Source organism: Kribbella caucasensis (assembly GCF_004361855.1).
GTDB classification, from domain to species: domain Bacteria; phylum Actinomycetota; class Actinomycetes; order Propionibacteriales; family Kribbellaceae; genus Kribbella; species Kribbella caucasensis.
This window is the reverse complement of the sequence record NZ_SNWQ01000014.1, coordinates 174,966-197,008: the sequence shown is the minus strand read 5'-3', so window position 1 is coordinate 197,008 and position 22,043 is coordinate 174,966. Positions and strand designations below refer to the sequence as shown.

At 68.3% G+C, this 22,043-nt stretch carries 24 protein-coding genes; 15 read left to right on the top strand and 9 right to left on the bottom strand.

The window, feature by feature from the left end:
* Window positions 1-291: 291 nt before the first annotated feature.
* The 7 genes from EV643_RS27210 to EV643_RS44300 all read left to right on the top strand — a co-directional run bounded on the left by EV643_RS27210 (window position 292) and on the right by EV643_RS44300 (window position 6,783).
* Window positions 292-1,071, top strand: a complete 780-nt coding sequence (locus tag EV643_RS27210; RefSeq protein ID WP_133802991.1) for an isoprenyl transferase — start codon at window positions 292-294, stop codon at window positions 1,069-1,071.
* A gap of 416 nt (window positions 1,072-1,487) precedes the next feature.
* Window positions 1,488-2,822, top strand: a complete 1,335-nt coding sequence (phoH2, locus tag EV643_RS27205) for an RNA 5'-3' helicase PhoH2 (RefSeq protein ID WP_133802990.1) — start codon at window positions 1,488-1,490, stop codon at window positions 2,820-2,822.
* Window positions 2,823-2,983: 161 nt separating this feature from the next.
* Window positions 2,984-3,679, top strand: coding sequence for an aggregation-promoting factor C-terminal-like domain-containing protein (locus EV643_RS27200; RefSeq protein WP_133802989.1), 696 nt, complete (start codon window positions 2,984-2,986; stop codon window positions 3,677-3,679).
* A gap of 7 nt (window positions 3,680-3,686) precedes the next feature.
* The gene (locus tag EV643_RS27195; RefSeq protein WP_133802988.1) at window positions 3,687-4,334 is read left to right on the top strand and encodes a spermidine synthase; all 648 of its coding nucleotides are present in this window, start codon (window positions 3,687-3,689) and stop codon (window positions 4,332-4,334) included.
* 71 nt (window positions 4,335-4,405) lie between these two features.
* A complete protein-coding gene (locus tag EV643_RS27190; protein ID WP_133802987.1) occupies window positions 4,406-5,809 on the top strand; it encodes a class II fumarate hydratase in 1,404 nt (467 codons plus the stop codon).
* Window positions 5,806-6,507 (top strand): ribonuclease FAU-1 family protein, encoded by a 702-nt coding sequence (locus tag EV643_RS27185; RefSeq protein WP_133802986.1) that lies wholly within the window; start codon window positions 5,806-5,808, stop codon window positions 6,505-6,507. Before EV643_RS27190 ends, EV643_RS27185 begins: the two co-directional genes overlap by 4 nt.
* Window positions 6,508-6,627: 120 nt before the next feature.
* Entirely contained in the window at window positions 6,628-6,783 is a 156-nt protein-coding gene (locus EV643_RS44300) for a hypothetical protein (protein ID WP_166665594.1), read from the top strand.
* 31 nt (window positions 6,784-6,814) lie between these two features.
* Here EV643_RS44300 and EV643_RS27180 read toward each other — a convergent pair whose 3' ends face one another.
* Together EV643_RS27180 and EV643_RS27175 are read right to left on the bottom strand one after the other, a co-directional pair.
* Window positions 6,815-7,342, bottom strand: a complete 528-nt coding sequence (locus EV643_RS27180) for a hypothetical protein (protein WP_133802985.1) — start codon at window positions 7,340-7,342, stop codon at window positions 6,815-6,817.
* A gap of 6 nt (window positions 7,343-7,348) precedes the next feature.
* Window positions 7,349-9,013, bottom strand: coding sequence for a fumarate hydratase (locus EV643_RS27175; protein WP_133802984.1), 1,665 nt, complete (start codon window positions 9,011-9,013; stop codon window positions 7,349-7,351).
* Between the two features lie 784 nt (window positions 9,014-9,797).
* On the opposite strand from EV643_RS27175, the gene EV643_RS27170 reads away from it, so the two are divergent.
* Window positions 9,798-10,619 (top strand): DUF1707 SHOCT-like domain-containing protein, encoded by an 822-nt coding sequence (locus EV643_RS27170; protein ID WP_238165833.1) that lies wholly within the window; start codon window positions 9,798-9,800, stop codon window positions 10,617-10,619.
* Window positions 10,620-10,631: 12 nt separating this feature from the next.
* Here the strand turns inward: EV643_RS27170 and EV643_RS27165 are convergent, their stop codons facing one another.
* From EV643_RS27165 to glpX, 5 genes are all read right to left on the bottom strand, one after another.
* Entirely contained in the window at window positions 10,632-11,135 is a 504-nt protein-coding gene (locus tag EV643_RS27165) for a hypothetical protein (RefSeq protein WP_133802983.1), read from the bottom strand.
* Window positions 11,136-11,195: 60 nt separating this feature from the next.
* Window positions 11,196-11,621, bottom strand: coding sequence for a hypothetical protein (locus tag EV643_RS27160; protein ID WP_133802982.1), 426 nt, complete (start codon window positions 11,619-11,621; stop codon window positions 11,196-11,198).
* 92 nt (window positions 11,622-11,713) lie between these two features.
* Complete coding sequence (locus tag EV643_RS27155; RefSeq protein ID WP_133802981.1) at window positions 11,714-12,205, bottom strand: hypothetical protein; 492 nt, start codon at window positions 12,203-12,205, stop codon at window positions 11,714-11,716.
* Between the two features lie 2 nt (window positions 12,206-12,207).
* Entirely contained in the window at window positions 12,208-13,239 is a 1,032-nt protein-coding gene (locus EV643_RS27150) for a carbohydrate kinase family protein (RefSeq protein WP_133802980.1), read from the bottom strand.
* Window positions 13,236-14,270 (bottom strand): class II fructose-bisphosphatase, encoded by a 1,035-nt coding sequence (gene glpX, locus EV643_RS27145; RefSeq protein ID WP_133802979.1) that lies wholly within the window; start codon window positions 14,268-14,270, stop codon window positions 13,236-13,238. Before glpX ends, EV643_RS27150 begins: the two co-directional genes overlap by 4 nt.
* A gap of 68 nt (window positions 14,271-14,338) precedes the next feature.
* Between glpX and EV643_RS27140 the strand changes: the two genes are divergently transcribed.
* Window positions 14,339-15,172, top strand: a complete 834-nt coding sequence (locus EV643_RS27140; RefSeq protein ID WP_133802978.1) for a DUF4245 domain-containing protein — start codon at window positions 14,339-14,341, stop codon at window positions 15,170-15,172.
* 146 nt (window positions 15,173-15,318) lie between these two features.
* A complete protein-coding gene (locus EV643_RS27135; RefSeq protein WP_133802977.1) occupies window positions 15,319-15,978 on the top strand; it encodes a nucleotidyltransferase family protein in 660 nt (219 codons plus the stop codon).
* Between the two features lie 24 nt (window positions 15,979-16,002).
* On the opposite strand, the gene EV643_RS27130 is transcribed toward EV643_RS27135, so the two are convergent.
* Entirely contained in the window at window positions 16,003-16,323 is a 321-nt protein-coding gene (locus EV643_RS27130; protein WP_133802976.1) for a DMT family transporter, read from the bottom strand.
* Window positions 16,323-16,922: a flavodoxin family protein gene (locus EV643_RS27125; protein ID WP_133802975.1), complete on the bottom strand. Its 600-nt coding sequence runs from the start codon at window positions 16,920-16,922 to the stop codon at window positions 16,323-16,325. The genes EV643_RS27130 and EV643_RS27125 overlap by 1 nt, the downstream gene beginning before the upstream one ends.
* A 38-nt stretch (window positions 16,923-16,960) precedes the next feature.
* Here EV643_RS27125 and EV643_RS27120 point away from each other — a divergent pair, with 38 nt between their 5' ends.
* The 5 genes from EV643_RS27120 to EV643_RS27100 all read left to right on the top strand — a co-directional run bounded on the left by EV643_RS27120 (window position 16,961) and on the right by EV643_RS27100 (window position 22,028).
* Window positions 16,961-17,584, top strand: coding sequence for a TetR/AcrR family transcriptional regulator (locus EV643_RS27120; protein WP_133802974.1), 624 nt, complete (start codon window positions 16,961-16,963; stop codon window positions 17,582-17,584).
* Between the two features lie 104 nt (window positions 17,585-17,688).
* Entirely contained in the window at window positions 17,689-19,089 is a 1,401-nt protein-coding gene (locus EV643_RS27115) for an ABC transporter substrate-binding protein (RefSeq protein ID WP_133802973.1), read from the top strand.
* 10 nt (window positions 19,090-19,099) lie between these two features.
* Window positions 19,100-20,173 (top strand): ABC transporter ATP-binding protein, encoded by a 1,074-nt coding sequence (locus tag EV643_RS27110; protein ID WP_133802972.1) that lies wholly within the window; start codon window positions 19,100-19,102, stop codon window positions 20,171-20,173.
* Complete coding sequence (locus EV643_RS27105) at window positions 20,170-21,153, top strand: carbohydrate ABC transporter permease (RefSeq protein ID WP_133802971.1); 984 nt, start codon at window positions 20,170-20,172, stop codon at window positions 21,151-21,153. The genes EV643_RS27110 and EV643_RS27105 overlap by 4 nt, the downstream gene beginning before the upstream one ends.
* Entirely contained in the window at window positions 21,150-22,028 is an 879-nt protein-coding gene (locus tag EV643_RS27100) for a carbohydrate ABC transporter permease (protein ID WP_133802970.1), read from the top strand. Before EV643_RS27105 ends, EV643_RS27100 begins: the two co-directional genes overlap by 4 nt.
* The last annotated feature ends 15 nt before the right edge of the window (window positions 22,029-22,043 follow it).

Here is a 22,043-nt window from a genome sequence, read left to right as displayed (position 1 = left end):
GAACTGTACCTACGCAACCGTAACCTACGGTTCCGTAGGTTCAATGGTCCGTAAGGATGAAATGTAGGCCAAATCACGGGGTGAAACGGCCTTCCCGGAGTGTCTGTGAGACGGCTGTGGATCGACCGGACACAGCTCACGCCTGGTTCGACGCCTGGAACGGGCCGAAAGTTGGATGTTCGCCGAGCGCTCTCCGCCACCGCGAATCTCGGCTAGCCTCGTTGGGGCACGCCTGCACGCGACGGCAGACGGCCCTGGTTGAGAGAGTTTCGGCGAGGAGAGCATCTGCCTATGCGGACACCTGGGAAACAGCGCCTGCGCAACGCGGTCTACGGCCTTTACGAGCGCCGGCTGGCGCGATCCCTGTCGCCGGACCGGATGCCGCGGCACATCGGCGTCATCATCGACGGCAACCGGCGCTGGGCCCGGGCGGCCGGCGACCCGGTGTCGCGCGGTCACGAGGCCGGCGCGAGCAAGATCTCGGAGTTCCTGGACTGGTGCGACGAGGTCGGCGTCAAGGTGGTCACCGTCTGGATGCTGTCCACCGACAACCTGACCCGGCCGGCCGAGGAATTGGAGCCACTGCTGCGGATCATCGAGCAGACGGTGGAGGAGCTCGCCTCGATCGGCCGCTGGCGGGTCCACCCGGTCGGCGCGCTCGACCTGCTGCCGGGCAACACCGCGGAGGTGCTCAAGGGCGCCGAGACGGCCACTCACACCGTCGACGGCATGCTGGTCAACGTCGCGGTCGGGTACGGCGGCCGGCGCGAGCTGGCCGACGCGGTCCGCTCGCTGCTGCTGGAGGAGGCCGCGAAGGGCATCTCGATCGAGGAGCTGGCCGAGCGGGTCGACGTCGAGCACATCGCCGAGCACCTGTACACCAAGGGCCAGCCGGATCCGGACCTGGTCATCCGCACGTCGGGCGAGCAGCGGCTGGGCGGGTTCCTGCTCTGGCAGAGCGCGCTGAGCGAGTTCTACTTCTGCGAGGCGCTCTGGCCGGATTTCCGGCACGTCGACTTCCTCCGGGCCATCCGCAACTACGCCCAACGCGAACGCCGCTTCGGCACCTGAGCACTACGCGGCTCCGTACGACGCCCGCAGCGGCGCGTAGTACGGGCCTCGGTGTGGCTTGCCTGGGTGGGGGCAAGGTGTAACAAGCCGTTAACCGCCGTAGGCGGGCGTGTCGGGCTGCGGGGTTACCAGGACCGACCTACCCTTCTGAGTGACGGTCGGAGGGGAAGCCGGCTGTCCGGGAGGCCCGATCAGATGAGAATCGTTCGCCAGCCGGTCGCCCCATGAGGGGCAGAACGGAGTGCCCGAGACCTTGGGTCTCGATCTCGCTGGTCCCCGGCGACGCTCGTGCGGTGCGCCGGAGGGGGTCTGCACCAGACCTCCGGGACGGGGGGAGACACCCTCAATCCCGGTCCAACACCTAACCACTGGTGGGCCGGGCGTGGTGCACGTCGCGGCCCGAGAGGACGTGCGACATGGCTGCCACCCACGCCAAGGCGTCAAGTACCTCATCCACACCGGACCAGCGCACTTTCGTGCTGGACACCTCGGTGCTCCTCTCCGACCCGCACGCATTGCTGCGGTTCGACGAGCACGAGGTGGTCATTCCGGTTGTCGTCGTCACCGAATTGGAGGCCAAACGGCATCACCCTGAGCTCGGCTACTTCGCTCGCACCGCGCTGCGCCTGATGGATGAGCTCAGGATTCTGCACGGACGTCTGGACGCACCCCTGCCAGTGGGGGAGAAGGGTGGAACCCTCCGGGTCGAACTGAACCATACGGATCCGGAGACGTTGCCGGCCGGTTTCCGGCTCGGCGACAACGACAGCCGCATCCTCGCGGTCGCGTGCAACTTCAAGGCCGAGGGCCGCGACGTCACGCTGGTCTCGAAGGACCTGCCGATGCGGGTCAAGGCGTCGGCCTGCGGGCTGATGGCCGAGGAGTACCGCGCGGAACTGGCGCTGTCGTCCGGCTGGACCGGGATGAGCGAGGTCGAGGCCGAGACCGCCGATGTGGACGCGCTGTACGAGGACGGCGTACTGGAACTGCGGCAGGCCGGCGAGTTCCCGACCCATACCGGTCTGGTCCTGTTGTCGGACCGGGGCAGCGCGCTCGGCCGGGTGATGCCGGACAAGCGGATCCGGCTGGTCCGCGGCGACCGGGAGGCGTTCGGGATCCGCGGCCGGTCCGCGGAACAGCGGGTCGCCCTCGATCTGCTGCTCGACCCGGACGTGGGGATCGTGTCGCTCGGCGGCCGGGCCGGCACCGGCAAGTCGGCCCTGGCCCTGTGCGCCGGGCTGGAGTCGGTGATGGAGCGGCGGCAGCACAAGAAGGTGGTCGTGTTCCGGCCGCTCTTCGCCGTCGGCGGTCAGGAACTGGGCTACCTGCCCGGATCCGAGTCGGAGAAGATGCAGCCGTGGGCCCAGGCGGTGTACGACACGCTCGGCGCGCTGACCAGCAGTGACGTGATCGACGAGGTGATGGACCGCGGCATGCTCGAGGTGCTGCCGCTGACCCACATCCGCGGCCGGTCGCTGCACGACTCGTTCGTGATCGTGGACGAGGCCCAGTCGCTGGAACGCAACGTGCTGCTCACCGTGCTGTCCCGGGTCGGCGCGAACTCGCGGGTGGTGCTCACCCACGACGTCGCCCAGCGCGACAACCTGCGGGTCGGCCGGCACGACGGCGTCGTCGCGGTGGTCGAGAAACTGAAGGGACACCCGCTGTTCGCCCACGTGACGCTGACCCGTTCGGAGCGGTCGCCGATCGCCGCGCTGGTCACCGAGATGCTGGAGGACGTGCAACTGTGACAGGCCTCTGTTAAGGCCTTGTAATACTTCCGTTCCATTAGGTGCGGCCACAGACTCTGTGGCCGCACCTTTGGTTCGTGACCTGCTTGTGATGACGGTCCGTTTACGCCAGAGTATGTTCCTGTTGCAGCCGACGGGGGTCGGGTCTCTCGGAAGGACAGATGAAAGCCAAGCGCTCCGTCGCGGTCCTCGCGGTGAGTGGGATCGCAGTTGTTTCCTTCGTCGCAGGTATGGACCTCTTCACCACCCCCACCAGCACCGCGGCCTCCGACCCGGTGTCCGGCCGGGCCGAGCTCGCCGTACTGAACAGCGAGAAGGGCCGGCAGACCAAGCCGTCGGCCAAACCGCTGACGGCTGCCGAGCAGGCCAAGGAAGTCACCCGGCTGCGGAACCAGATGGAGGCCGTCGAGGCGGCCCGCAAGGCGTCGCAGGACCAGGCCGCGCTCCGCCGCAAGGCGAAGAACGCCGCGCTGGCCCGCTACCAGGCGCTGCAGAAGACGAACTCGGACTCCCGCAAGGAGCGCGCCAGCCGGGACGCCGCCCGCAAGGAGATGGAAGGCACTCCGAAGGAGATCGCCTTCAACCTGCTCGACAACCACGGCTGGAAAGAAGACCAGTTCACCTGTCTGGACAAGCTCTGGACCAAGGAGTCGAACTGGCGGGTGACCGCGGACAACCCGACCTCCAGCGCGTACGGCATCGCACAGGCGCTACCAGGCAACCGGATGGCGTCGTACGGCGCCGACTGGCGGACGAACCCGGTGGTCCAGATCAAGTGGGGCCTGGACTACATCGAGGACAGATACGGCTCCCCCTGCGAAGCCTGGTCCCACTCAAAGGCCAAGGGCTGGTACTAATACCCGTGTGAGTTCGGTCGTGGCGCAGGCGGTTAGCGAGCGTGGGGAGCTCGTACTGCGGCGGCGGGGTGATGGGGCGTTGGAGTTGCGGGTCAACGGGGTGTTCGTGATGGACGATCGGGAGACGTCCAGCGAGGAACTGTTGGCGGACGTTGCGTTGTCAGGTACTGCGTCGCCGTCGCGGGTGCTGGTGGGTGGGTTGGGGCTCGGCTATACGGTGCGGGCGTTGCTGCGGGATTCGCGGGTGCGCTCTGTTGTGGTCGCCGAGATCGAGCCGGCTCTGGTCGAGTGGATGCGCGCCGGGGTGGTGCCATCGGTGCTGGATGATCCGCGGGTTGTGGTTGCCGTGGGCGACGTACGGGCGGTGGTCGCGGCGCAGGGGGATGGGGCGTTGGACGGGATTCTGCTGGATGTGGACAACGGGCCGGATTTCCTTGTCTACAACGAGAATTCCGCGATCTACTCGTCTGGGTTTCTGGGTGTGTGCCGGCAGAAGTTGCGCGCGGGCGGCGTACTGACGGTGTGGTCGTCGTCGGCGTCCTCGGCGCTGGAGACCGCCGTACGGGCTGTCTTCGGCGGGTGTGCGGTCTCGCCTGTGCCGGTGAAGCTGCAGGGGCGAGACGAGTTGTACTACGTGTATCAGGGTGGCTCGTAGTCGCTGTGGCGTTGTCCACAGGGGGGTCGATCGGATCCGGCGGACAGGTCCGATCGAAGTACTCTCAAGGTATGGGTGACGACGAGGAATTCAGGATCGAGCACGACACGATGGGCGAGGTCAAGGTGCCCCGCGACGCGTTGTGGCGGGCGCAGACCCAGCGTGCGGTGGAGAACTTCCCGATCTCCGGCCGGCCGCTGGCGCCGGCGCTCGTGCACGCGCTGGCGCAGATCAAGGCGTCGGCCGCGGTGGTGAACGCCGAGCTCGGGGTGGTGGAGAGCAAGGTCGCGGACGCCGTGGTCGCGGCGGCAGGCCGGGTCGCCGCGGGCGAGTTCGACGCGGAGTTCCCGATCGACGTGTTCCAGACCGGCTCCGGCACGTCCACCAACATGAACGTGAACGAGGTGCTCGCGACGCTGGCGACCCGCGACCTGGGTTCCGACGTCCACCCGAACGACCATGTGAACGCGAGCCAGTCGAGTAACGACACGTTCCCGTCGGCGATCCACGTCGCGGCGACCGCCGGCGTCGTCAACGAGCTGCTGCCCGCGCTCGAGCACCTGGCGGAATCCCTGTCCCGTAAGGGATCCGAGTTCGCCGAGGTGGTGAAGTCCGGCCGGACCCACTTGATGGACGCGACGCCGGTGACGCTCGGCCAGGAGTTCAACGGCTACGCCGCCCAGGTACGCCGGGGTGCGGATCGGGTGCGGGCCACGTTGCCCCGGGTGACCGAGCTGCCGTTGGGCGGGACCGCGGTCGGGACCGGGATCAACACGCCACCCGGGTTCGCGGCGAAGGTGATCGCCGAGCTGAACCGACGGACCGGGCTGGAGCTGACCGAGGCGTCCGACCACTTCGAGGCACAGGGTGCCCGCGACGGCCTGGTGGAGTTGTCGGGTCAGCTGAAGACGGTCGCGGTCAGCCTGACCAAGATCTGCAACGACCTGCGCTGGATGGGATCCGGACCACGGGCCGGGCTCGGCGAGATCGCGCTGCCCGACCTGCAACCGGGATCGAGCATCATGCCGGGCAAGGTGAACCCGGTGATCTGCGAGGCCACCCTGATGGTCGCCGCGCAGGTGATGGGCAACGACACCACCATCACGGTGGCCGGTGCCGGCGGCAACTTCGAGCTGAACGTGATGCTCCCGGTGATCGCGCGGAACCTGCTGGAATCGATCGAGCTGCTCGGTAACGCGTCCCGGCTGCTCGCGGATCGCTGCGTGGACGGCATCACCGCGAACGTCGAGCACGCCCGCGCGCTGGCCGAGTCGTCGCCGTCGATCGTCACCCCGCTGAACCGCTACATCGGGTACGAGAACGCGGCCGCGGTGGCGAAGAGCGCCCTGAAGCAGGGCAAGACGATCCGCGAGGTCGTGATCGAGAACGGTCACGTCGAGAAGGGAGACCTGACCGAGGAGCAGCTCGAGGCCGCTCTAGACGTCCTCTCCATGACCCGTCCGGCCCAGGCGTGACGGCGGGGGCGGCCGCGAGCCCGGAGGTCGGGGCTGAGGGGTTCTGGCAGCCGGGGACCGGGATCGAGTGGGTGTACGAGGGGACCGGGCGGCATCGGGACAAGCCGAACGTGCGGCCGATGACGGTGATCCGGGACGACGCGGACGGTCTGGTCGCCTGGCTGGCTCCGGGGACACCGCTGATCAGGCCGGTGCTCACCGACGGCCGGGAGATGCGGCACGCCGGTCCAGTGGCGATGTTCACCGAGGAGCGGGTGCTGAAGCTCGACATCTGGCACGGGACCGGCATCCTCAAGGTCTCGCCCACTGGCAAACCCTGGTCGGTCTGGCACTTCTGGCACGAGGACGGTTCCTTCAGCGGCTGGTACGTGAACCTCGAGGCCGAACACGTCCGCGACGCCGAAGCACGCCGTACCAGCACCGTCGATCACGTTCTCGACCTGTGGATCAGACCTGACCGCACGATCGAGTGGAAGGACGAGGACGAGCTCGAAGGTGCCGTCGCGGCCGGCCGGTTCACGCCGGCCGAGTCCGACCGGATCATCGCCGACGCCCGATCCGCAGTACGGGAGATCGAGGCTTGGACGTCCCCGTTCGCCGACGGCTGGCGGGACTGGTCCGCTCCGCCCGACTGGCGGCTGCCCACGGCTCCGGTCGGTTTCCAGGTCGCCCACGTCGCCGAAGAGCTGCTCAGCTGACGGTGGTCCCGTTGAGGGCGAGCACGCTATGTGTTCGCCCTTCAGCGGGGGCCGCTCGGGACCGCAACAGGTTGGTTGCGGGCTGGTCATTTTCCTTCGTGGCGGGTTTACCGTGAAAACATGCACACCATCGAGTTGGATGACGATCAGCTGCGAGTACTGCGATCCGCACTGGGGTCGTATCTGCAGGCCTTCGGTCACAACGAGGCAGATCTGCTTCGGGCGGCCAAGACCCTGCTGCTCCAGCTCCCCGAACCCGCCGACTCGGCCGCCTGAAACCCACCCGCCACAGTCAGCGGTTGCGGGATCAGAGCCAGCCCGCTCGGGTCAGGATCTCCTGGGCGGCGTCGGCTGGTTCGAGGTTGTTGGTGACGCTGAAGTCCTCCAGCGCGGCGTCTGCGATCTGCTGGTGGGAATCGAGCGCGCTCTGGAGGTTCCACCGCGGTCCACGATTGGTCCCGGTGGTTCGCTCGACGACTAGGTCGAGTGTGGTGACGATCCTGGCGATCTGGATGTCGCAGCCGGTCAGGCAGCCTGCGTACAGGGTGCGCTGGGCCGGGCTGTCGATCGCCCCGGAGACGATGACGTGCCGGGCACCGGCGTCGCGGTAGTTGGTCCACAGGGCGGCGAGGTTCAGGCTCCGAAGTTGGTCGTAGATCGCGGGCCCGGTGTTCGGTCCGAACTGGGCCAGCGCATCGAGGTCGACGACGGCCGTCGGCAGGTTCTGCGAGGTCAGGATGCGGCCGATCGCCTGGGCGACCGTGGTCCTCCCGGCGCCACCACCGCCTGTGAGCAGCAGAGCCCGCAGGTCAGCAGTTGGATTGGTTGGGATCACGCGGGATCAGCTGCGGGGGCGGACGGTCAGCGGGACTGGTTTGGCGGTGTCGGTGAAGAAGTCGTTGCCTTTGTCATCGACGACGATGAACGCGGGGAAGTCCTCGACCTGGATCTTCCAGACGGCCTCCATCCCGAGTTCGGCGTACTCGATCACCTCGACGGACTTGATGCAGTCCTGCGCCAGCCGGGCCGCCGGGCCGCCGATCGAGCCGAGGTAGAACCCGCCGTGCTCCTTGCACGCCGCCGTCACCTTCGCCGACCGGTTGCCCTTGGCAAGCATCACGAACGAACCACCCGCGGCCTGGAACTGGTCGACGTACGCGTCCATCCGGCCGGCCGTGGTCGGCCCGAACGATCCCGACGCGTAGCCCTCGGGCGTCTTCGCCGGACCCGCGTAGTACACGGCGTGGTCGCGCAGGTACGCCGGCATCGGCTCGCCGGCGTCGAGGCGTTCCTTGATCTTGGCGTGCGCGATGTCCCGGGCGACCACGAGCGGGCCGCTCAACGAGAGCCGGGTCTTGACCGGGAGCTTGGACAGTTCGGCGCGGATCTCGCTCATCGGCCGGTTCAGATCGATCCGGACCACGTCGGCCTCGTCGTCCAGGTGCTCGTCGGTCGTGTCCGGCAGGAACCGGGCCGGGTCGCGTTCGAGCTGCTCCAGGAACACCCCCTCGGGCGTGATCTTCGCCAGCGCCTGCCGGTCGGCCGAGCAGGACACCGCGATCGCGACCGGGCAGGACGCGCCGTGCCGCGGCAGCCGGATCACCCGGACGTCGTGGCAGAAGTACTTGCCGCCGAACTGCGCGCCGATCCCGAACTGCTGGGTCAGCTCGAACACCCGCTCCTCCAGTTCGAGGTCGCGGAATCCGTGCCCGAGCGGGGATCCGGTCGTCGGCAGCGTGTCGAGATAGTGCGCCGACGCGTACTTCGCGGTCTTCAGCGCGTACTCCGCGGACGTCCCGCCGACCACGACGGCCAGGTGGTACGGCGGGCACGCGGCCGTCCCGAGCGAGCGGATCTTCTCGTCCAGGAACCGCATCATCCCGTCCGGGTTGAGCACCGCCTTGGTCTCCTGGAACAGGAACGACTTGTTCGCCGAGCCGCCGCCCTTGGCCATGAAGAGGAACTTGTACGCCGGGTCGGTGCTGCCCGGGGTCGTGTAGAGCTCGATCTGGGCGGGCAGGTTCGAGCCGGTGTTCTTCTCGTCCCACATGGTCAGCGGCGCCATCTGTGAGTAGCGCAGGTTGAGTTTGGTGTACGCGTCGTACACGCCCCGGCTGATCCACTCCTCGTCGACGACGCCGGTGAGCACGCCCTCGGACTTCTTGCCCATCACGATCGCCGTACCGGTGTCCTGGCACATCGGCAGCACGCCACCGGCCGAGATGTTCGCGTTCTTCAGCAGGTCGAGCGCTACGAACCGGTCGTTGCCGGACGCCGCCGGGTCGTCGATGATCCGGCGCAGCTGGGTCAGGTGGGCCGTGCGCAGGTAGTGCGAGATGTCGTGCATCGCCTCGGCGGTGAGCGCCTGCAACACGGCCGGATCGACCTGCAGGAACGTCCGCCCGCCCGCGGTGAACGTGCTCACACCCTCGGTGGTGAGCAGCCGGTACTCCGTGTCGTCCTTCCCGAGCGGAAGCAGATCGGAGTAGGTGAAGTCGGCGGACACCGTCGTACCTCCAGGCAAGTGGTCTGAGATTCGCCCCCAGCCTAGAACGCCCCGCCGCCACCCGCGCCAACACCCCAAGCCCACCGCTCCCACCCCACCTCGCCCACCGCACCCCACTCCACCGCACCCCACCGCACCCCACCGCACCGCACCCCACCGCACCGCACCCCACCGCACCCCACCCCGCCCACCCCGTGCCCCGGCCCAGCGCATCCCGCGCCGTCCTCCCCGCGCGGCCGCGCGCCGTCGCGCCCCGCGCCGCCGCCCTCGACTTTGTGCACCGCCTGGCCGTATCGCCCGGCGTGTCGGTGGACGGGTGGTGCACAAAGTGGCTCTTGGCGTCGGGGCGGGAGGGGGTGAGCCCGCGCCAACACCCCGGGCGCACCCGCCTCCGCCCTGGCTCCAGCCGGCCGCCCGGTCCCGCGCATTCGCGTGGCCGCCCTCGACTTTGTGCACCGCCTGGCCGTATCGCCCGGCGCGTCGGTGGACGGGCGGTGCACAAAGTGGCTCTTGGCGTCGGGGCGGGAAGGGGTGAGCCCGCGCCAACACCCCGGGCGCACCCGCCTCCGCCCTGGCTCCAGCCGGCCGCCCGGCCCCGCGCATTCGCGCGGCCGCCCTCGACTTTGTGCACCGCCTGGTCGTATCGCCCGGCGTGTCGGTGGACGGGTGGTGCACAAAGTGGCACTTGGTGTGGGGGCGGGTGCGGGTTTCAGGGGGTGGATCAGGGTGGAATCGGGGGGATAACTCATCTGCGGGCGGGCGGTCTGGCGCGTAAGGTTCTTTCGTGGCTGAGGACGAGAACTCGCAGCAGGACAGGCCCCAGGACCGGCCGAACATGCCGGCGGGGCAGGCGCCGTACGAGCCGGCGGGGCAGCCGCCGAAGGACCCGGCGGGGCAGCCGCCGAACGACCCGGCACCGAACGGGCCGGTGCCGAGTGTGCCGGCACCGCAGCAGCAGCCGAGTGCGGATGAGTTGGCGTTGCGTCGGCGGGTGTCCGACATGGAACGCGAGGAGGTCGCCGACGTGCTCCGCGAGTCCGCCGGTGACGGCCGGCTGAGCTACGGCGAGCTCGAGGAGCGCTTGGAGACCCTGTACTCCGCCAAGACGTACGGCGAACTGGTCGAGATCACCGCCGATCTCCCGGGTGGACCGTCCGTACCGAACACACCGGCGCCGCAACCAGGGGCGCAGTACGGCCCGCAATACGGGGCGGAGGTCGCGCAGACCGCGCCGGTGATCAACGCGTTCCTGTCCGAGGCGAAGCGGACCGGCGGCTGGCTCGCGCCGCAGCGCCAGGAGGTCAACGCCGTCCTCGGCGACGTGACGCTGGACTACACCGAGGCGCAGCTCCCGTACGACGTGGTGTACATCGACGTGAAGTCGATCCTCGCCGACGTGAAGATCCGGGTCCCGCAGAACGCGATCGTGCACCTCGACAGCAACCCGATCCTCGGCTCCGTCACCGAACAGGAAGCCGGCTTCGGCGGTGTCGTCGACCCGGCGACCACCCCACCCAAGACCTTCCACATCCGCGGCACCGCCATCCTCGGCGACATCAAGATCAAACGAGGCCCCCGCCTCTCCAAACGCCTCCGCCTAACCTGACCGCTCCCTGGGTCAGCGGTCGGCGGGTGCAGTCCGCCGGTGCTCCTCCAGCAGTACGCCGAGCCACCGGGCGAACGCCGCGACGTCCCGCACCGCATCCTGCGTCACCGTAAGCTGCCGACCCCAGACGTTCGTCGGGAACACCATCAAGGTCCGCCACCCCTTCGGCCCGGACGGGATCCCGATCCCGCCGACTTCAGTCCAGGGGAGCCCGTTCCAGCGCCCTCTCGGTCTGACGCCATCCCGGTCGACAGTCAGCACCGGGCGCTGGGCGATGGACTGCCAGGCGAACACGCCGATCAGGAGCAGGTAGAGCGCCGGGGCGATAGACCGGAAGACAAGGATGCCGGGTCCGGCATCGCCCAACCAACTGTCCACGGTCCCTGGGAGCGTGAATAGCAGCGGCACGAACGCAATCAGCAGCCGAACGACCACAGGCCGCCGACGCTGCCGGAATACCACCTGCCCCTTGGCCTCCAACTCCGCGGCCCAATCGGCCTCGGACAAATCCCCCATCACGACCATCCCGCCCCCAGTTCGTCATTGCGTGGGGCAGATCGTAGTCGCGGTGGGTGTTCAACTGCCCGGTTCATCTTGGGACGGCGTCGATGACTCGGTTGCCCGGTGCTGGTCGAGGAGAGAGGTCAGCCAGTCGGCGACCATGTCCGGGGCGCTGATGTTGTAGGGAGGAATCCCGAGGCTGCGACGGCGTGGCTTGTCGCGCGGGACGACGGTGATGGCCCACGGAGTCAGATGGCGCAGGCCGTCTGTTCGCTTGATCGCGGTCATCTCGTTCCAGGCAAGGTATTGCTTGTCCATAGTGAGGCCCGTGCGGTCGACGATCAGCTCGGGGCGGGCGGTGATCAAGCTCGAAACGGTCACGTAGCCCAAGGCCAGAAGGATCGGCACCATGACGACGGAGCCGATCTCCCACCAGCCCCAGGGGCGGTCGCCTCGGATCGCCTGGATGAGGGAACCGGTCGTGCTGATCAGGCCGATCACCGGGACCGCCAGCCGCGGAAGGAGCGCCCGGCGACGGATGGGGAAGCGGACCTGGCCGCCTCGATCGAGTTCGTGGTTCCAGTTGGCGGGGGTCATGTGTCGTGGGTTAGGTGGCGGGCTTGGAGGGTTCGGAGCCAGGGGGAGAGTTCGGTCAGTTCGAGGACGTTGTCCTTGGAGATGTGGACGGCGCGGGACAAGCGGTCGGTGGGGTGGAGCTGGACTGTGGTGAAGGGGGACATGCCGGCCGGGTCGTCGATGCGGCTGATCTGGTGCCAGTCGAGGCTGCGTCTGGTGAGGCCGGCCTTGATACCGGTCGCGTCGACCGTGACGACAGGTCGGCGGGTGATCAGCTGCCAGAGAGTCAGGCCGACGATGTACACGAACGCGGCCAGCGCCGTGACCCGTAGTACGCCCAGCGCGCCGGACATGTCGTCGTCGCGGATGTGCTCGATGTTCGACCAGATCGAGTTGCCGAGCAGGACGACGCCGATGGCGAGGCGGACCAGGAGACGGTTGCGGCGTTGGGGGAAGACCACCTGGCCCGCGGTGTCGAACTCGGTGGTCCAGGTGGTCGCAGTACTCATCATCAGCCCCAGGTCGATGCGTGCTCGGCGGCGGTCGGCGGGTCGGCGCCGTGCCGGGTGCAGGTGATCGCGGCCGCCTTCACCGCGTAGTCGACCGCGTCCCGCAGGGCCACCTCGTCGAGACCATCCAGCCGTACTGCGCCGAGCAGGTCGCGCGCGTGCAATCCCGCGATCAACGCGGACATGAACGAATCACCCGCACCTACAGTGTCGACCACGTCGATCGTGGGCGCGGTGACCTCGACCTGGGCCGTCCGAGTGACACCGAGCGCGCCTTCGCCGCCCAGCGTGATCACGACTGCCTTGGTCCGATCCACCGAGAGCAGTTCGGCCGCGATCTCGTCCGGCGTCAACCCAGGCCGGAGGAACTCGCAGTCCTCGTCGCTCAGCTTCACCAGATCGGACAACGCGGCAAGGGCCCTTACTGCGGACCAGGTCGCTTCCGGGTCGGGCGTGATCGTGGGGCGCGCGTTCGGGTCGAGTGTCACGGTGACGGGCTGGTCGACCAGCGTGCCGAGGAACTTCCGGATCGCCTCGGCGCCCGGCTCGAGCACGGTTGCGATCGAACCGGTGTGGACAGCCGGGCAACCCCGCAAGAGGGTCAGCGCCGGCGGTTCCCAGCTGATGTCGAACTCGTACGACGCAACGCCTGCGGCGTCGAGGGTCGCGGTCGCCGTACTGGTCCGGAAACTGGGATCCACCGACCCCGGGGCGAGTTGGACTCCATTGCCGAACAGGTGTGCGCCGAGCTGGTCGCCGTACGGGTCGGTGCCGAAGCGGGTGACCAGTTCGGTCGGGACGCCGAGGCGGGCCAGGCCGACCGCGACGTTCGCGGGGGAGCCGCCGGGGGTCGCCTTGATGTGGTTCTTCCCGTTGCTCCGGCCGGAACCGTTGGCTGGGCCGTTGCCTGATCCGCCGGCCGGTCCGTTGCCCGAGCCGCCACCCGAGCCGTGGCCCGGGCCGCTGCCGGAGCTGTTCGCGGTGCCGACGATGTCCACGAGTGCCTCGCCGATGACGAGGACGGGTGCCGTCATCGGGCGTGCTCGAAGTCGATGGCGGAGTACGCACGCAGCTTGGCCAGCTGGTGCACGCTCTCGATGCTGCGGATCGTGCCGCTGCGCGATCGCATCACCAGCGAATGGGTCCGCGCGGTCGATCCGCCGTACCGGACACCGCGGAGCAGTTCGCCGTCGGTGATGCCGGTGGCGACGAAGAAGCAGTCGTCACCGCCGACCAGGTCGTCGGTGGTCAGCACCCGGTCGAGGTCGTGGCCGGCGTCGAGGGCGTGCTGCCGCTCGGCGTCGTCGCGCGGCCAGAGCCGGCCCTGGATCAGACCGCCCACGCACTTCATCGCGCAGGCGGCGATGATCCCTTCCGGGGTGCCGCCGATGCCGATGAGCATGTCCAGACCGGTGTCCGGTCGCGCCGCCTCGACCGCGCCGGCCACGTCACCGTCGCTGATGAACTTGATCCGCGCGCCGCTCGCCCGGATCTCGGCCGCGAGCTGTTCGTGCCGCGGGCGATCCAGCAGGACCACGGTCACGTCGTCGACGCTGGAGCCCTTCGCCTTCGCGACGCGGCGGATGTTCTCGGCGACGGGCAGCCGGATGTCGACCACGTCGGCCGCCTCGGGACCGACGACGAGCTTCTCCATGTAGAACACCGCGGACGGGTCGTACATCGTGTTCCGCGGCGAGACCGCCATCACGGCGATGCCGTTGGCCATGCCCTTGGCGACCAGGGTGGTGCCGTCGACCGGGTCGACCGCGACGTCACAGGCCGGGCCCTCGCCGGAACCGACCTGCTCGCCGTTGTACAGCATCGGGGCGTTGTCCTTCTCGCCCTCGCCGATCACCACCACGCCGTTCATGCCGACGGTGCCGATCAGGGTGCGCATCGCGTTCACGGCCGCGCCGTCGGCGCCGTTCTTGTCGCCGCGCCCGACCCAGCGGCCGGCCGCCATCGCGGCCGCCTCGGTCACCCGGACCAGTTCGAGGGCCAGGTTCCGGTCCGGCGCGTGCGCGTCGACCTCGAGATGGGCTGGTGGGGTGCTGGGGTCGCTCATGGGACGGATCGTAGCCAACGGCCGACCGGGGTGTTCGGGCGAGATCGGGCCCGCGAGACACTGGTGCCATGAGTCCAGCAGGTCAGCCGCCGACCCCCGTGAACCCCGACGCCGAGGAGAACGCTTCCCCGACGGGCTCCGCCGACCCGGCAACGGACCGCAGTACGGCGGACGGCGCGGGCGCGGCGGATCGCGGTACTGCGGACGCCGGGGGTCCGGCGGATCGGGGTACTGCCGGCGCGGCGGATCGCAGTACGGGCTCCGGGGACGAGTCAGGCTCGGCGGATCGCAGTACGGACATCTCGGCTGAGGTGCCGGTGGATCCCGAGGCGCGGGAGCGGGCTCGGGTACGGGCGGAGGCGGCGGCGTACCAGGCGGAGAACCGGGCGAACCGGGCCAAGGCGCGGACGCTGACCAACATGTTCTGGGCGCTGCTGGCCTGCTTCATCGTGGTCGCGTTCCTCTTTGTCGTGACCTGGCGGCCGAAGGAGGAGAAGATCAACGCGATCCCGTACACCGCCCAGCTCGAGGACGCCAAGAAGGTCGCCCCCTGGGTCCGCGGCCCGGCGCCGATGCCGGCCGGCTGGACCGCGACCAGCGTGGAATTCCGCACCCCCGAACAGAGCCCGATCACCTGGCACCTCGGCATCATCACTAACGACCGGAAATACGTCGGCGTGGAACAGTCGAACGTCACCGGCGCCACCTTCCAGCGCGACGAACTTGGGAAAACCGAGGACGACGGTACGTCGACCGTGGCGGGCGTGGTCTGGGAGCGCAAGAAACTGCTCGACCGCAAGGACGAGACCGCCTTGGTGCTGACCGGTTCCGGCGTCACCACGATCGTCGTCGGCGATGCCGGCTATCCCGCGCTTGAAACGCTCGCTGCAACCCTGCGCTGAATTCCGGGTGCTCATTTGAGCGGATTCGCCTTACAGGGTTGAGAATGCGCATCTGTTGACACGGCGTACGCCTTCGCGGTTCTATCGACGGATCGGAAGGAGCCTGGCAATGATGCGTCCATTCCAGGTCGGGGGTTGATGCGGCGATGTTCGTCACCGGTCTGGTGCTCGCCGCCGAGGGTTCGCCGCGACTCGGCGTGCCCAAACAATTGCTGGCCTACCAAGGCGGGACGTTGCTGGGTGCGTCGCTGGATACCGCCCGCGCCTGCGGTTTCGACCAATTGGTGGTCACCCTGGGGATCGCCTCGGACCAGATCCGCGAACGGGTAGACCTCGACGGCACCCGAGTGGTCGAGTCGCCGCACGCCGACACTGGCAGCTCATCGATCGTGCCCGCGCTGGACGCGATCGACCGGCGTACCGACGGCATCGTGGTGATGCTCGGCGACCAACCCGGCGTCAGCTCCGCCACGGTCTGGTCCCTGGTCGCCGAGGCCGCCACCCCGATCGGCGTCGCGCGCTACGACAACGGCCGCAGCCTGCCGCTGTGGTTCACCCGCGAAACGTTCGGCTCACTGCGCGAACTCCGCAGCGACGACGACATCTGGGCGCTGATCGACACCGGCCCGCACCCCGTCACCGATGTAGATGCCATCGGCAACGTCCCCGCCCACGTCGACAGCTGGGACGACTACCAGTCCCTCCTCGGCCATCCCCTCTCCAGCCCGCTCGACACCACCCCCGATCTGGTCCCCACGCGCGCCCGTCCCCTTCGCCGCAACCCTGCCCGCGGCACCCACACCTAGCACTCTTGTTCACGGTCCCCACGACTAGTGGCTGCCGGCGAGGTGGAGGCCGATGACGCCGGTGACGATGAGGGCGATGCAGGCCAGGCGGGCCGGGGTGAGGGGTTCGCCGAAGAGGACGATGCCGAGGGTGACGACGCCGACGGAACCGAGGCCGGTCCAGATGGCGTACGCGGTACCGACGGGGAGGCGGTCGAGGGTCTTCGAGAGCAGGACCACCGAGATCACGCCGAAGACCAGTACGCCGACGGTCGGCCAGAATCGGCTGAACCCCTCGCTGGGTTTGAGGCTGAGTGCGAACGCGATTTCGAACGCCGCGGCCGCGAGCAGTACCAACCAAGCCATCAGGCTGCCAACGAACCGCGCAGGTGCCGCAGGGTCACGGTCGCGACTCGGGTGCCGAGCGCGGCAGCCGTCCTCAGGTCGGTCTCCGGCGGCGCCTTCTCGGCTGACAGGTCGGCGTCGGACTGCGCCATCGCGCCGAGCCAGCTGCCGAGCCGGTTGAGGTCCTCGATACTCGCGGTCGACTCGGCCCAGCCCGGGTACTCGTCCAGGCCGACCCAGATCATCCCGTGCTGCGCGGCGAACACGGCGAAGTCGACCAGACTGTTCAGCTTGTCACCGGACATCGCCTTCGAGTTGGTGAACCCGGCAGCGATCTTGTCCCGCCAGCCGAGGTTGTCGCCCCACACCTTCGCGCTCGCCTCGGCGAACGCCTTGAACACCGCACTCGGACTACCCATGTACGTCGGCGCCCCGAACACAATCGCATCCGCCGCCGCAAGCCGCTCCCACACCTCATCCGTCAACTCATCCAGCGGAACCAGGTCGGCCTGGGCCCCCGGTACTGCGGACGCCCCGGCCGCGACAGCTTCTGCCTGCTTCGCGGTGTGCCCGTAGCCCGAGTGATAGGCGACGGCGATCCGGGCGGTGGTGTTGCTCATGCTTCCTCCATGCGGTTTAGCGGACTACAGTCCGTTCTATGAACGACAGTACCGGACCGCAGTCCGCTTCTCAACGGGATCTTCCGCTGCTGGGCGAACCGCGCCCGGAACGTGCCGACGCGCGCCGGAATCGGCTGAAGGTGCTGGAGGCGGCCGAGCGGCTGTTCGCCGAACAGGGCGTCAAGAACGTGTCGCTGGACGCGATCGCGGCCGCCGCCGGGGTGGGGAAGGGAACCGTGTTCCGCCGGTTCGGCGATCGCGCCGGCCTCGCTGTCGCCCTGCTGGACCAACGCGAGCAAGAACTCCAGGCCAAGATCCTCTCCGGCCCACCACCGCTCGGTCCGGGTGCGCCCGCCGTCGATCGCGTCGTCGCGTTCCTCGACGCCTACCTCGAGCTCCTCGACCGCCACGTCGAGCTCTTCATGGACAGTGAGAACGCCTCAGACGGCGCGCGCTACCGAATCGGCTCCTACCGCCTCTGGCACCGCCACATCGCGATGCTGGTGGAACAAGCGAAACCGGAGCTCGACGCCGACTACGCCGCCCACACGATCCTGGCTCCGCTGGCCGCCGACCTCCACCATGCCCTCCGCACCGAAGGCTTCGACCTGGATCGCCTCAAGACCGGCCTCCGCCAGGTCGCAACGGCCATGCTGGGCTGAGCGGGGAACTGACCGGCTCCGGATTTCCGAGTTCCTGACTGGTCCGGATTCCGGAAAACAGTCTTACTGTGGTGAGGAGAGCGCCCTCCCTGTGGAGGTTGGCGATGAACGAGCCGACTTATCTCTCCCGTCGTGGTCTGTTGTGGTTGACCGCAGTGGCAGCTGCCGCAGCGGCCTGTGGTGACACCGGCGACGATGCCGGGCCGCCGGAAGCGACCGTCCCGGCGCCCAGCCCCACCTTCACCGATCCGACCGCGACGTTGTCCGGTGACCTGAAGATCCTGCTCTGGAGCCATTTCGTGCCGAGTCACGACGAGTGGTTCGACCCGTTCGCGAAGAGCTGGGGCCAGCAGGCCGGGGTCAACGTCACCGTCGACCACATCAACAACACCGAGATCGTTGCCAGGACAGCGGCCGAGATCCAGGCCAGACAGGGTCACGACCTGATCCAGTACATCGCACCGCTGTCGCAGTTCGAGCCGAGCGTGGTCGACCTCAAGGACGTCGCCGAGGAGGCCGGGAAGCGGCACGGCGAGCAGTTGGCACTGTGCGTCAAGTCCAGCCAGAACCCGGCGACCGGCAAGCACTACGCCTACTCGCCTGGTTGGGTGCCCGATCCCGGCGACTACCGCAAGAGCCTGTGGGAGTCGGTCGGCCTGGCCAACGGCCCGACCTCCTGGGAGGACCTGCTCCGCGGCGGTGCCGAGATCAAGAAGAGCAAGAACATCCAGATGGGCCTGGGCATGTCCCAGGAGATCGACTCGAACATGGCCGGCCGGGCGCTGATGTGGTCCTACGGTGCGTCGATCCAGAACCAGGACGAGCAGGTGGTGATCAACTCGCCCGAGACGGTCGCCGCGGTCGAGTTCATGCAGCGGCTGTTCAAGGACACGATGACCAACGAGGTCTTCTCCTGGAACCCGGCCTCGAACAACCAGGGGCTGATCGCCGGTCAGATGTCGTACATCCTGAACTCGATCTCGGCCTGGCGCACCGCTCAGGAGGCCAACCCGGAAGTTGCCGACGACATCTACTTCACGCCCGCGCTGAAGGGGCCGAAGGCAGCGCTCGCGGCCCAGCACGTGATGTACAACTGGATCGTCCCGAGCCACGCGCGCAACGTCGACGCGGCCAAGGAGTTCCTCCTGCACTACACCGCCAACTGGGCGTCCGCGACGTACCACTCGAAGCTCTACGACCTGCCGGCCTTCCCCGCGCTGGTTCCGCAGCTGAGCAGCTGGCTGGACAAGGACCCGTTCGGCGCCCAGCCGGCGAACAAGCTGACCGTGCTCAAGAACGCGATCGAGTGGAGCACGAACATCGGCTATCCGGGCCCGGCGAACACGGCCGAGGGCGAGGTGTTCGCGACGTTCGTCATCCCGAACATGTTCGCCAAGGCCGCCCGCGGTGAGCTGAGTCCGGAACAGGCGGTCGCCGATGCCGAGCGGCAGATCAAGCCAATCTTCGACAAGTGGCGGCGCCGCGGTCTGGTCGGCGGAGCCTAGGTGTACTCCGGTGGCTGTCGTCGAGGTCCGTGGATTGCGGAAGGTGTTCGACGGCGGGCGGGCACGCCGTCGCGGCAGCCACGGCCGGGTGAACGCGGTCGACGGTGTGGATCTGGCCACGTCGGAGGGCGAGTACCTCGTGCTGCTGGGGCCGTCCGGCTGCGGCAAGACGACCCTGCTCCGAACGATCGCGGGCCTTGAGCAACCAACTGACGGCGAGATCTGGATCGGCGGGCATGTCGTCAACGAGTTGCCGCCGCGGGCACGCCGGGTCGCCATGGTGTTCCAGAGCTACGCGCTGTACCCGCACAAGACGGTGCGCGCCAACATCGTCTTCCCGCTCAAGGCACAGGGCATCGACAAGACGGAACGGGCGAAGAAGACAGAGTGGGCGGCCGAGCTGCTCGGTATCGGTCCGCTGCTTGACCGCAGACCGCGCCAACTGTCCGGTGGCGAACGGCAGCGGGTGGCCCTCGCCCGGGCGCTGGTCCGCGAGCCGAGTGTCTTCCTGCTCGACGAACCGCTGTCCAATCTCGACGCCAAGCTCCGGGCGAGCGCACGCGACGAGCTGAAGCGGTTCCAGCGGAGGGTCCGTACGACGACGATCTACGTCACCCATGACCAGGTCGAAGCGATGGGTTTGGGTGATCGGATCGCGGTCATGTACGAAGGCCGGCTCCGCCAGCTCGGTCCGCCGGTCGAGGTGTACGACGATCCGGCGGACACCTTCGTCGCGACGTTCCTCGGGTCGCCGCCGATGAACCTGGTACCGCGGGACGGCGTACTGGTCGGCTTCCGGCCCGAGCACCTGTTGCCGGAGACGCTGGTGCACGGCGACGACCGATTGGTGGTTCCGTTCCAGGTCGACCGGGTCGAGCACCTGTCCGGTGACCGGCATCTGTACGGCACGGTCCGCGGTCTCGGTGCCGAGACGAGAGTGATCGCCCGGCTGCCCGTGACCGTGACGGCGCCGGTCGAACCGGGGGAGGAGCACCAGTTCGCAGTACACGCTGATCGGCTCCGGTTCTTCGACGCCGACAGTGGGGAGCGCACCGAGCCGGTGTCGGTACGGACCGGGTCATGACCGATCCAGCTCTGTACCCAACCCACGGGCAATCGGTGAGTCCGCCGGAGGTGACCGGCGTACCGCATGCGTCGCCGCCGGTTGATCTGCGCGAACGGCGGCGTCTCGCGGATCGGGACGGCCTGCTCGCGTGGCTGTTCCTGCTGCCGTCCGTCGTGTACATCGTCGCGCTGGTGGCGATCCCGTTCTTCCTGGCGATCGCGTTCAGCTTCAGTGACGTGACGGCCGGTGATCCGAGCTTCGACTGGGCCGGGCTGCGCAACTACCAGAATGTGTTCGACGATCCGGTCTTCTGGCAGTCGCTGCGCAACACCATCGTCTTCACAGCGGTCTCGATGCTGCTGATCGTGGTGCTCGGCAAGGTGCTGGCGAACATACTGATCGCCGACTTCCACGGCAAGTGGCTGGTCCGGTTCCTGGTGCTGCTGCCGTGGACGACCCCGGTCGCGCTGTCCACGATCGCCTGGTTGTGGCTGCTCGACTCGGTGTTCTCGCCGATCGACTGGGTACTGCGTGAGCTGGGGCTGATCGACGTCAACATGTACTGGCTCGGCAAGCCCGACCTGGCCATCGGATCGGTCATCGTGGTGCACGTCTGGCGGCTGGTCCCGCTCGCGGCGGTGATCATGATGGCCGGGCTGGTGGCCATCCCGAAGGACGTCCAGGAGGCGGCTTCAGTCGACGGCGCGGGCTTCTGGCGGCGGATGTTCGAGATCACCATTCCGCTGACGATGCCGATCATCGCGGTCGCGGCGCTGTTCGGCGCGGTGCTGACCTTCACCGACATGGCCGTCGTCTACGTCCTGACCCGGGGCGGCCCGACCAACTCGACGCAGGTGCTCGCGAGCTGGGCGTTCTTCCGCGGTATCGAAGGCGGTGACGTCGGGCAGGGGGCGGCGATCGCGCTGTTCCTGTTCCCGTTGCTGCTGGCCGCGGCGATCGCGATCCTTCGCGCGGTGCGGCGGATGGATGTCTCATGAGGGCAGCCGAGGTCGAGCAGTTGCGGCGGCATGCGCGCCGGCGGCACGTCGCGTCCCGGGTCACCGTGTACGGGTTGGCGGTCCTGGCCGCGCTCGGTGCGGCCGGTCCGTTCCTGTGGGCCGGGATCACGGCCTTCAAACAAAATCGGGACCTCTATCGGCGCACCAACAACCCGTTCCTGTTCAACCTGACGCCGACCACCGAGCACGTCGAGTACCTGTTCACCAAGACGGAGTTCCCGACCTTCGTCTGGAACACGCTCTGGGTCGGCCTGCTGGTCACCGCGATCACGCTCGGGCTCGGCCTGCCCGCGGCGTACAGCCTGGCCCGGCTCGACCGGCCGTGGTCGGGTCCGATGGCTATCGCGATCTTCTTCGTCTATCTGGTGCCGCCGACGCTGCTGTTCCTGTCGCTGTCGCGGGTGGTTGTCGCGGCTGGGCTGCAGGACCGGACCTGGTCGCTGGTGCTCGTCTACCCGACGATCACGATCCCGGTCTCGGTCTGGCTGCTGATGGGATTCCTGCGGGCGATCCCGAAGGACATCGAGGAGCAGGCCATGGTCGACGGGTACAGCCGGCTCGGCGCGTTCGTCCGGACCGTTGTGCCGCTGGTCTTTCCGGGCGTCGTCGCCGTGGTTGTGTTCGCCTTCACCCTCACCGCGAGCGAGTTCATCTACGCCCTGGCCTTCGTGTCACCGTCAACCGAGAAGCCGATCAGCACCGGAGTACCGACCGCGCTGGTACGCGGTGACGTCTTCTTCTGGCAATCCCTGCAGGCCGCGACGGTCCTGGTCGCGGTGCCCATCGCGCTCGTCTTCAACCTCTTCCTGGAGCGCTTCATCGCCGGCTTCACCCACGGCGCCGTCAAGGGCTGAACCCGCCCTCCAGCA